The 9,735-nt window shown below is 69.0% G+C and carries 9 protein-coding genes and 1 pseudogene; 3 read left to right on the top strand and 7 right to left on the bottom strand.

Annotated features, from left to right (window positions below; translation table 11 throughout):
- Positions 1-51 precede the first annotated feature (51 nt).
- Both VHA72_RS15685 and VHA72_RS15680 read left to right on the top strand, forming a co-directional pair.
- Positions 52-1,011: a carbohydrate ABC transporter permease gene (locus tag VHA72_RS15685; RefSeq protein WP_325576880.1), complete on the top strand. Its 960-nt coding sequence runs from the start codon at positions 52-54 to the stop codon at positions 1,009-1,011.
- 49 nt (positions 1,012-1,060) lie between these two features.
- Complete coding sequence (locus tag VHA72_RS15680; RefSeq protein ID WP_325576878.1) at positions 1,061-2,005, top strand: carbohydrate ABC transporter permease; 945 nt, start codon at positions 1,061-1,063, stop codon at positions 2,003-2,005.
- Between the two features lie 260 nt (positions 2,006-2,265).
- Here the strand turns inward: VHA72_RS15680 and VHA72_RS15675 are convergent, their stop codons facing one another.
- From VHA72_RS15675 to trmB, 7 genes and pseudogenes are all read right to left on the bottom strand, one after another.
- Positions 2,266-3,642, bottom strand: coding sequence for a GH1 family beta-glucosidase (locus VHA72_RS15675; RefSeq protein ID WP_325576876.1), 1,377 nt, complete (start codon positions 3,640-3,642; stop codon positions 2,266-2,268).
- Complete coding sequence (locus VHA72_RS15670; RefSeq protein ID WP_325576874.1) at positions 3,639-4,481, bottom strand: carbohydrate ABC transporter permease; 843 nt, start codon at positions 4,479-4,481, stop codon at positions 3,639-3,641. The genes VHA72_RS15675 and VHA72_RS15670 overlap by 4 nt, the downstream gene beginning before the upstream one ends.
- The gene (locus tag VHA72_RS15665) at positions 4,478-5,434 is read right to left on the bottom strand and encodes a carbohydrate ABC transporter permease (RefSeq protein ID WP_325576872.1); all 957 of its coding nucleotides are present in this window, start codon (positions 5,432-5,434) and stop codon (positions 4,478-4,480) included. The genes VHA72_RS15670 and VHA72_RS15665 overlap by 4 nt, the downstream gene beginning before the upstream one ends.
- Positions 5,434-6,507 (bottom strand): annotated as a pseudogene (locus VHA72_RS15660) (ABC transporter substrate-binding protein); the annotation flags it as partial. The gene VHA72_RS15665 and the pseudogene VHA72_RS15660, both read right to left, overlap by 1 nt.
- 15 nt (positions 6,508-6,522) lie before the next feature.
- Positions 6,523-6,786, bottom strand: a complete 264-nt coding sequence (locus VHA72_RS15655; RefSeq protein ID WP_325576870.1) for a hypothetical protein — start codon at positions 6,784-6,786, stop codon at positions 6,523-6,525.
- Positions 6,787-6,896: 110 nt separating this feature from the next.
- The gene (locus VHA72_RS15650) at positions 6,897-7,928 is read right to left on the bottom strand and encodes a LacI family DNA-binding transcriptional regulator (protein ID WP_325576868.1); all 1,032 of its coding nucleotides are present in this window, start codon (positions 7,926-7,928) and stop codon (positions 6,897-6,899) included.
- A 33-nt stretch (positions 7,929-7,961) separates the two neighbouring features.
- Positions 7,962-8,678 carry a tRNA (guanosine(46)-N7)-methyltransferase TrmB gene (gene trmB / locus VHA72_RS15645; RefSeq protein ID WP_325576867.1) on the bottom strand — a complete coding sequence of 239 codons (717 nt, stop codon included), beginning with the start codon at positions 8,676-8,678 and terminating at the stop codon, positions 7,962-7,964.
- Between the two features lie 55 nt (positions 8,679-8,733).
- Between trmB and VHA72_RS15640 the strand changes: the two genes are divergently transcribed.
- Positions 8,734-9,516 (top strand): family 16 glycosylhydrolase, encoded by a 783-nt coding sequence (locus tag VHA72_RS15640; RefSeq protein WP_325576866.1) that lies wholly within the window; start codon positions 8,734-8,736, stop codon positions 9,514-9,516.
- Positions 9,517-9,735: the final 219 nt, after the last annotated feature.

Genomic DNA, 9,735 nt, shown 5'->3' with positions numbered 1-9,735 from the left:
CCCCCCCCGACCCCGTCCCGTTGCTCGTTCCTTCGCGAGATCCGGAGTGCCATGTCTACTGGCGAGAAGCTCATCCAGATGGTCATCGCGATCGCGCTGTTCTTCGCGATCGTGGCAGCGATCCTGCTCCTGACGCAGCGGTTCCGCTCGCGCCGGGGTGAGTTGGTCCAGGCCGCCGGGTTCGTGCTCCCGGCCACGATCCTGATCGCCCTCGGCCTGCTCTACCCGGCCATCAAGACCATCTACCTGTCGTTCCGTGACAGCTACAGCACCAAGTTCGTCGGCCTCGACAACTACAAGACCATCTTCACCAGCAAGGCCGAGCTCACGGTCCTCGGCAACACCGCGATGTGGGTCATCATCACGCCGATCGCCGCCACGCTCATCGGTCTGGTGTACGCCGTCCTGGTCGACCACGCCCGGATGGAGCGGCTGGCCAAGGCGCTGATCTTCCTGCCGATGGCGATCTCGCTGGTCGGCGCCTCGATCATCTGGAAGTTCGTCTACGACCCGCGCATCGGCCTGCTCGACGCGATCACCGGCAAGGTCGGGCTGGGCAGCGACCACGTCTGGTACGCCAACCCGTCGGCACACCCGTGGAACAACATCTGGCTGATCGTCATCCTGATCTGGGTGCAGACCGGTTTCGCGATGACCGTCCTCTCGGCGGCGATCAAGGCGATCCCGACCGACATCGTCGAGGCGGCCCGACTCGACGGCGTGGGCGGCTTCAAGATGTTCCGCTACATCACGGTCCCGAGCATCCGGCCGACGGTGGTCGTGGTACTGACCACGATCACCATCACCACGCTGAAGGCCTTCGACATCATCCAGACCATCTCCGCCGGCGGTGCCTACCACACCAGCGTGCTCGCCTACGAGTTCTACTTCCAGGCGTTCAAGGCGTTCAACAGCGGCCTGTCGGCGGCGCTGGCCGTGCTGATCTTCGTCCTGGTGCTGCCCATCGTGATCTACAACGTGCGACAGATGCGGAAGGCGGACGCCCGATGAACCACCCCATTCAAATGCTCGCTTCGCTCCGCTTTGAACGGGGACCCCGATGACCACCATCGTTCCGGAGGGCGCCACCGCCGCCATCCCCAAGCCCGAGACCGCCTCCTCCCGGGCGCACGCGCGGCTGACCTCGCCCTGGGCCTCCCTGGCGGCCGCCGTGATCGCGATCCTGTGGACGGTCCCGACCGCCGGCCTGCTGATCTCGTCGTTCCGTCCCGAGGACGACATCAAGACCACCGGATGGTGGGAGTTCTTCGCCCACCCGCACCTGACGCTGTCGAACTACCATGCCGTGCTCAACGGCAACGGCGCCTCCGGGTCGGACCTGTCGTCGTTCCTGATCAACTCGATCGTCATCACGCTGCCGGGGGTGATCATCCCGATCTTCCTGGCCACGATGGCCGCCTACGCGTTCGCGTGGACGCGCTTCCCCGGCCGCAACCTGCTGTTCGTCATGATCTTCGCGCTGCAGATCGTGCCGCTGCAGGTCACCTTGATCCCCCTGCTGAAGCTGTTCGTGCACCCACCGTTGAACCTGATGCCGATCGCCGGCGGCGACGCCCCCGCGGACGGCCTCTACTCGCTGTGGATCGCGCACACCATGTTCGGCCTGCCGCTGGCCATCTTCCTGCTGCACAACTTCATGCGGGAGATCCCCGGCGAGCTGGTGGAGTCGGCACGCGTGGATGGCGCCGGGCACGTGCAGATCTTCACCCGGCTGATCCTGCCGCTGATGACGCCGGCGATCGCGGCCTTCGGCATCCTGCAGTTCCTGTGGGTCTGGAACGACCTGCTGGTGGCGATGGTCTTCGCCAACAGCGACGTCGCCCCGCTGACCAAGGCGCTGGCGGACCTGACCGGCGAACGAGGCCAGGACTGGCCGCTGCTGTCGGCCGGAGCCTTCTTGTCGATGATCATCCCGATGGCGGTGTTCCTCTCGATGCAGCGCTTCTTCGTCCGCGGGCTGCTGGCCGGAAGCGTCAAGGGCTGAGGAGCGAGGCCAAGCGCGAGCTTGCTCGTGGCTTGGCCGAGCGACGAGGACCCGCCGCCGGAGGCGGCCAGGCTGACGAGCGGGCCAGGCCCACCGAGCCGAAGGGCCCCGCCACCCCGAGGGAGATAGCGGGGCCCTTCGCAGCCAGAGCCGGCAGGCACACCGCAGGGCCCGCCACCCGAGACTGTGGTGGCGGGCCCTCGCCGTGCGCGGCCGCGTGGGCAACGGAGGTCGGACCGCGCAGGGCGCTCGCGGTGGCGCTAGCCCTCCAGGGCGTTGGCCGCGATGACTCCGGCGTACCAGTGCGCGGAGTCCTTCGGGTATCTCTCCTGGCTCTCGAGGTCGACGTGGATGAGGCCGAAGCGCTTGTCGTAGCCCCAGGCCCACTCGAAGTTGTCCAGCAGCGTCCACTCGTAGTAGCCCCGGACGTCCGCACCGGCGGCGATCGCGTCGAGGACCGCCCCGAGGTGGTCGCGCAGATAGTCGATTCGGACGGTGTCGTGGATCTCGATCGGCGCCCCGGACCGGTCCAGCGTCTCCTGGGTGGCGATGCCGTTCTCGGTCACCTGCAGCGGCACGCCGTAGTCCTTGTGCAGCCGCAGCAGCAGGTCGGTCAGCCCAGAGGGCACGATCGGCCAGCCCATCACTGTCACCGGCACCTCGGGCCCGTAGCCGACACCGCGGGCCCGGTCGGTGCCCGGGAACGTGGGCCGGCCGGGCACCGCCGTCGCGATTCGAGCGGGGTTGTAGTAGTTCACCCCGAGGAAGTCGATCGGCTGGTGGATCAGCTGGGTGTCGCCGTCACGCAGGAACGACCAGTCGGTCAGGTGCCGGGTCTGCTCGATCAGCTCGTCGGGATAGACGCCGCGCAGCATCGGGTCGAGCCAGATCCGGTTCGCCACCAGGTCGGCGTGCCGGGCGGCGGCCCGGTCGGCAGGCTCCTCGGAGGCGGCCACCACCTGGTGGATGTTGAGGGTGACCGAGACGCCGGTGGTCGCCGGCAGCACCGAGCGCAGCGCCTGCACACCCAGCCCGTGCGCCAGGTTGAGGTGGTGCGCGACCGGGTAGCAGAGGCTGTTGTCGGTCAGGCCCGGCGCGTGCTCGCCGCTGCCATAGCCCAGGTACGCCGAGCACCACGGCTCGTTGAGCGTCGTCACGGCACTGAGCCGATCGCCGAGCCGCTCCCCCACCACCCGGGCGTAGTCGGCAAACCGCTCGGCGGTCTCGCGCGCCAGCCAACCGCCGTTCGGGCCCTGGTCGAGCGCCTGCGGCAGGTCCCAGTGGTAGAGCGTGGCCAGCGGCGTGATGCCGCGGGCCAGCATGCCGTCGACGAGCCGGTCGTAGAACGCCAGCCCCTCCGGGTTGAGAGTGCGGCCGTCCGGCATCACCCGCGGCCAGGCGACCGAGAACCGATAGTTCGCGATGCCCAGCTCGGCGATCAGGTCGAGGTCGCCCTCCCAGCGGTGATAGTGGTCGATCGCCACGTCGCCGTTGTCGCCGTTCGCGATCTTGCCCGGGGTGTGGGAGAACGTGTCCCAGATGCTGGGGCCGCGGCCGCCCTCGGCGACGGCGCCCTCGATCTGGTACGCCGCGGCGGCCACGCCCCAGACGAAGCCCTCCGGAAATGGTCGGGTCATCCCTTGACCGCTCCTTCCATGATGCCGCCGACGATCTGGCGGCCGAGTAGGGCGAAGACCAGCAGCACCGGGATGGTGCCGTACAGGGTCCCCGCCATGATGATGGACTGCTGCGGCGCGTAGCCGGTCGCCAGGCTCTGGAAGGCGACCTGCACCGTCGGGTTCTGCGAGTTCAACACGATCAGTGGCCAGAAGAAGTCGTTCCACGCCTGCAGGAACGTCAGCATGCCGAGCACGGCCATCGCCGGGCGCACCGCCGGCAGCACCACCGAGAGGAAGACCTTGGTGGTCGAGGCGCCATCCATGTACGCCGCCTCGATGAGCTCGTCGGGGACCGCCTTGGAGATGTACTGCCGCATGAAGAAGACACCGAAGGCGGTGACCAGCGTCGGCAGGATCACCGAGGAGAGGTGCCCGGCCAGGCCCCACTTCGCCATCAGCATGTAGAGCGGGATGACGCCCATCTGGGTGGGCACCATCATCGTGCCGATGCAGACGGCGAGCAGCACGTTGCTGCCACGGAAGCGCAGCTTGGCGAAGGCGAAGCCGGCCAGCGTGCACAGGCCGACGGTGCCGAGGGTGATACAGCCGGCGACGACTACCGAGTTGATCAGGCCCTTGTTCAGCGGTGCCAGCTGCAGCGCCTTGTGCACGTTGGAGAAGAACGAGCCATTGGGTAGCAGCGGCGGCGTCGAGGACGCCATCTCGGCGTTGGTGTGCGACGCCATCACGATCGTGTAGTAGAGCGGGAAGATCGAGACGATGGTGATCAGGCCGACCAGGGCATAGGTCCACCGGGTCGCGTCGAGCGTGGTGTGAAGGCGCCTGGTGCGGCTCATCGGGCCCTCCTCTCCCGGCGACGGGCGATCAGCAGGTTGACCACGACGGCGAGCAGGATGATGACGAACATCGTCCAGGCGGTCGCCGAGGCCAGACCGAGGCGGTCGTTGGTCCAGCCCTGCTGGTACATCAGCAGGCCGAGGGTCTGGTACTGCCCCGACGTACCTCCGTCGGGCATGCCGTTGTGATACAGCAGCGGCTCACCGAACAGCTGCGCGGAGCCGATCGTGGAGACCACGATGGTGAAGATGATGGTGGGGCGCAGGCCGGGCAGCGTCACGTGCCGGAACTGGGCCCACTTGCCGGCTCCGTCGACCGCGGCCGCGGCGTACAGCTCGCGGTCCACGGCCTGCAGGCCGGCCAGATAGATGAGCGCGTTGTAGCCGGTCCAGCGCCACATCACGATCGAGGCGATCGCGACCTGCGAGGGCCACTTCGAGCCCTGCCAGTCCACCCGCGGCAGGTGCACGAGGTGCAGCGCCCAGTCGATGATGCCGGTGCGCGGGTTGAACAGCTCGAGAAAGATCACCGTCGCCGCCGCCAGACTGGTGGCGTAGGGCAGCAGGATCGCGACCCGGAAGAACGTGCGGCCACGGAGCCGGTGGTTGAGCAGGTGGGCGATCCACAGCGCGACGCACAGCTGCGGCACGGCCGAGATGATGCCGATGGTCAGCGTGTTGAAGAACGCGTGCCAGAAGAAGTGGTTCGTCAGCAGGTTCTTGTAGTTGTCCAGGCCGATCCAGGTCTGCTGGTGGTACGTCGAGAGGCGGACGTCGTGCAGCGACACCCAGGCCGTGTCCAGCCATGGGTAGACGCTGAACGCCGCGAAGACGACGAAGAACGGCAGGATGTAGACGTAGGCGATGCGGCTGCCACGGCTGGTGGGGCGGTGCCGCCGAAGCCGGCGACGGGAGATCTCCCCCGTCGCCGGCTCCGCCGAGATGGTGACCATCAGCCAGTGACCTGCTTGATGGCGTCGAGCGCCGCCTTCCAGGCGCTGTCGGGCGAGGTGCCCTTGGTCTCGATGTTCGTCAGCTGGGTGGTGATCGCGTTCTGGATCTGGGTGTCGTAGAACCCGATCGGCGGGATCTTCATCTGACCGGCGATCTGGCCGTAGATCTGGCCCACCGGCGCGTTGCTGAAGTACGCACTGGTCGCGCCGGAGACGGCCGGGTCGGCCGCGGCCTCCTGGTTGGACGGCCAGTGACCACCGTCGGTCCACATCTTGACCTGGTTGTCCTTGGACGAGAGCCACTCGACCAGCGCGATCGCGGCCGCCTGGTGCTTCGAGGCGGTCGGGACGCCGAGCCACGAGCCGCCCCAGTTGGAGCCACCGCCGGGCATCACCGGCGAGACGCTCCACTTGCCCGAGCCGGCGTCACCGGCCTGGCCCTGGATGTAGCCCATCATCCAGGTCGGGCAAGCGACGGCCGCGAAGGCGCCGCTGGAGAACGCCTTGTTCCACGGGTCGGAGAACTGCTCGAGACCGGCGGTGATCTTGGCGCTGGTCGCGTCGGTGGTGTACTTCCAGGCCGACTTCACGCCGTCGCTGTTCTCCACGTCCGGCGTACCCGAGGCGTTGTCGTAGGCCTCGTTCCCCTGGTAGACCGCCGCGGAGAAGATCGAGGCCGCGCTGTCGAGGAAGTGCGAGCCCGACGGCTTGGTCGCGGACGCCTCGTACTGCTTACCGTAGTTGATGAAGCCGTCCCACGTGGACCAGTCCTTGGCCAGCGTGGCCGAGTCGGTGGGCAGGCCGGCCTGCTTGAGCAGGTCGGTGCGGTAGCAGATCGACTCCGGACCGGTGTCGGTGCCCAGGCCGACGGTGTCGCTGCCGTCCGGGGTGGACGCCATGTTCCACTTCCAGGGGTAGAACTCGGCCTTGTCGGCGCTCGCGTTCGGCACCTTGTTCCAGTTGACGAACTGGTTGGCGTGGTTCTTCACCACATCGGCGACGAAGCCGATCTCGATGCCCTGGACGTCGTCGAGACCGCTGCCGGAGGCCAGGTGAGTCTTGAGCTTGGTCCAGTAGTCGGCCGACTGCTAGACGTCGTCCTCCTTGATCGTGATGTTCGGGCAGACCTTCTTGTAGGCGTCCCACAGGCCCGCCTCCTTGAAGCCGAAGGTGCCGAACAGGCCGACGGTCAGGGTGATGTTGTCCTTGGTGCCGCACGGGCCCGCATCGGCCGAGCCGGCCGTGTTGGTGTCACTCGAGCTGCTGCCACAGCCGGCGAGGGACAGTGCGCCTGCCGTCACCAGTGCCAACAGCGACGCCGTGGTACGACGTCGGGTTCCGCGAAGACGCATCCGGTCTCCTCCTGAGTTCCATGACTTGTCGGTGAGAGCGCTCTCACACCGCGCCGCCGAGCATCTCGTGACGACCGTCACCATGTCAATGGCCGGGCGGAGTCGTTTCGTCAGGCGGACGCGCGGACGACCAGCTCCACCGGCAGTACGACGCCCCGAGCGTCCGACTCGCGACCGTCCAGGCGGCCCAGCAGCACCTGCGCCATGGTCGCGCCCAGATCGGCCATCGGCTGGCGCACCGTGGTCAGCGGCGGGTCGTACTCGGCCGCCTCACGGATGTCGTCGAAGCCGACCACCGCGACGTCCTCGGGCACCCGGCGGCCGCGCTGGGCGAGGGCCCGGATCGCACCGATCGCGGCCAGGTCCGAGGCCGCCACGATGGCGTCGAGGTCGGGTCGCCGGTCCAGCAGCCGGCAGGTGGCGTCGTACCCCTCCAGCAGGCTGAAGCCCGCCTCCTCGACCAGGGTCTCGTCCACGCCGACGCCAGCCTCCTCGAGCGCCTCCCGGTAGCCCCGGAGACGGTCCTGGCCCGCGCACATGTCCAGCGGGCCGGCGATCACCCCGAGGGTACGGCGACCGACCTCGAGCAGGTGCGAGACCGCCATCCGGCTGCCGGCCACGTTGTCGGCGTCGACGTAGAACAGATCGCCGTCGCCGTAGGGACGACCGCTGAGCACCGTCGGGATCCCGGCCTGCTCCAGGTGCCGCTGGAACTCGTCGTTGTCGTGCACCGACAGCAGCAGGACACCGTCGACATGGCCACCGGTGGCATAGGAGAAGAACCGGTCCCGCTGCGCCGGCGTGGAGGCGATCGCGAAGTTGAGCTGGAGGCCGGCGGCGGTCACCGTCTCCTGCGCCGAGCGCAGCACGGCGAGGAAGAACGGCTCACTGAACATCCGCTCCTCGGTCTCGTTGACCAGGAACGCGACCGAGTCGCTGCGCCCGGTCACCAGCGATCGCGCGGCCCGGTTCGGGGAGTAGTTGACCTCGGCCGCGGCGCGGTGGACGGCCTGGTAGGCGGCCTCGCTGACGTTCGACTGGCCGCGCAGCACGCGGCTCGCGGTGGCGCGCGAGACACCGGCCCGGCTGGCCACCTCCTCGAGTGTCGCCGCGCCCCGGGGACCTCGTGACTGAGCCTTCACGGGCGCAGTGTCGCACGACCGGTCGGCCGCCGCTCAGGCCCGCGCATAGGCCAGGTCGGTGATCGTGCGCCCGGCCGCCTCGCCGCGCCGCTCGAACTTCGTCAGTGGGCGCTCGCCCCAGCGCTCCACCACTCCCCCGTGTAGGGCCGCCTCGGCGTCGAGCACCTCGACCATCTGCTCGGCGTAGTCGGCCCAGTCGGTCGCCAGCCGCCACACACCGCCGGGCGCGAGCCGGTTTGCGACCAGGGCGGCGAAGGCGGGCGAGATCAGCCGGCGCTTGTGGTGCCGGGCCTTGTGCCACGGGTCGGGGAAGAACGTCCACAGCTCCGCCAGCGCCCCGGGCGCGACCGTGTGCTCCAGCAGCCAGACTGCGTCCACGCTGCACATCCGGACGTTGTCGATGCCGGCCTTGGCCAGTCGTCGCAGCGTGTCGGCGACGCCGGGCTTCCACACCTCGATGCCGAGCACGTTCAGCTCCGGTCGCGGTACGGCGGCGAGCGTCTCGCCGACTCCGGAGCCGATCTCGACGAGCAGCGGCGCAGCGCGGCCGAAGCGCGACGCCCAGTCGAAGCCGGGGCGGCTCACCTCGTCCTCGGGCACCACCCACGCCTCGGCGTACTCGGCCCAGGCGCGCTCCTGCGCGGGCGAGAACCTGCCCCCGCGGCGGGTGTAGCTGACCACTTCGCGCAGCGGCCGCCCGTCCTCGGTGAGGCGGACGCCGGGGCGGGCGGGGTCGACGGATCCGGGCATGGGCAGCATTGTCCCCGAGTGCCGGGCCTGGCCGCGAAGCGGCTAGCCTGACCCGATGCTCTCGGTACCCCTCCACCGCGTCGCGGTCGCCGCGGTCGGCCTGATCGCCATGCCACTGCTCGGCGCCCCCGCCTCCGCGATGCCCGTGCCCGGCCCGATCCATGCGGGCAACACCTATGGCTGGTATCCGGTCGCGAACCGCTACGAGTTCGTCGGCCCGCTCGGCCCCGACTGGAAGACGCACGGCGACGTCGGCACCCAGAACGGCATGCTGACCCTGCTCAGCGGCCGGCACGGCAACGTCAGCGCCACCCTGCGCGGCAGCGGCCACGACCGCGGTCGCTGGGAGATCCGCTGGCGCGGCGAGCAGTACGGCGGCGGGCACACCACCTACCGCCTGCAGACGGCGCTGGTGCCGGTGGCCGCCGCAGACCGGCACTGCGGCGCGCAGGACGTCACGTTCGAGGACCAGCGGGCCGGCCACAACCGGGCCCGGTTCTCCATCCACGCCCTGCCGGACGTCTCCTACCAGACCACCGTGCGGCCGCGCGGGCAGTCCTTCACCCGCGACCACTGGCACACGTTCGCCGTGGAGGTGACGCCGAAGCGGATCTCGTGGTTCGTCGACGCGCGCGTGGTGGCGACCGAGACCCGGCCGGCGGCGCTGTCCGGCGTACCGCTGACGGTGCGGTTCCGCCTGGCCGCGACCAAGGGCGCGACGATGAACCGTGCGCGGATGCAGATGGACTGGTTGCGCTACTGGACGCTGCGCAAGCCCGACAGCAGGTCCACGGCCGCCCCGCACCCGCACAAGGTCGTCAACCGCAGCGCCTGCTGACCCCCTCGGCCGCGCCCGAGCGGCCGCGACCCCAAAGTGTCACCGTGATAGTTCGCGGCGAGGGTGACACATGCGAAGTGTCACTCCATGCCCAAAGTGTCACGGTGACTGTGAGGATCGCTTTGCAGCCCTGATGGTGCTGGGCTGTGGTCGGTGGCTGACAGCGTGACCCACTTTGGTGACTGGCCTCGTGCCCTGGAAGTGACTTGTCCGCTGACA

This window comes from Nocardioides sp. (genome assembly GCF_035547795.1).
GTDB lineage: Bacteria > Actinomycetota > Actinomycetes > Propionibacteriales > Nocardioidaceae > Nocardioides.
Note: the sequence above shows the minus strand (reverse complement) of the source record. Positions and strands in the feature narration are given on the sequence as shown.

What these genes read in the sequence shown, in the direction of transcription:
- VHA72_RS15685 (WP_325576880.1), top strand. Translation starts at nt 52, where the DNA reads ATGTCTACTGGCGAGAAGCTCATCCAGATGGTCATCGCGATCGCGCTG.
- VHA72_RS15680 (WP_325576878.1), top strand. Translation starts at nt 1,061, where the DNA reads ATGACCACCATCGTTCCGGAGGGCGCCACCGCCGCCATCCCCAAGCCC.
- VHA72_RS15675 (WP_325576876.1), bottom strand. Translation starts at nt 3,642, where the DNA reads ATGACCCGACCATTTCCGGAGGGCTTCGTCTGGGGCGTGGCCGCCGCG.
- VHA72_RS15670 (WP_325576874.1), bottom strand. Translation starts at nt 4,481, where the DNA reads ATGAGCCGCACCAGGCGCCTTCACACCACGCTCGACGCGACCCGGTGG.
- VHA72_RS15665 (WP_325576872.1), bottom strand. Translation starts at nt 5,434, where the DNA reads ATGGTCACCATCTCGGCGGAGCCGGCGACGGGGGAGATCTCCCGTCGC.
- VHA72_RS15655 (WP_325576870.1), bottom strand. Translation starts at nt 6,786, where the DNA reads ATGCGTCTTCGCGGAACCCGACGTCGTACCACGGCGTCGCTGTTGGCA.
- trmB (WP_325576867.1), bottom strand. Translation starts at nt 8,678, where the DNA reads ATGCCCGGATCCGTCGACCCCGCCCGCCCCGGCGTCCGCCTCACCGAG.
- VHA72_RS15640 (WP_325576866.1), top strand. Translation starts at nt 8,734, where the DNA reads ATGCTCTCGGTACCCCTCCACCGCGTCGCGGTCGCCGCGGTCGGCCTG.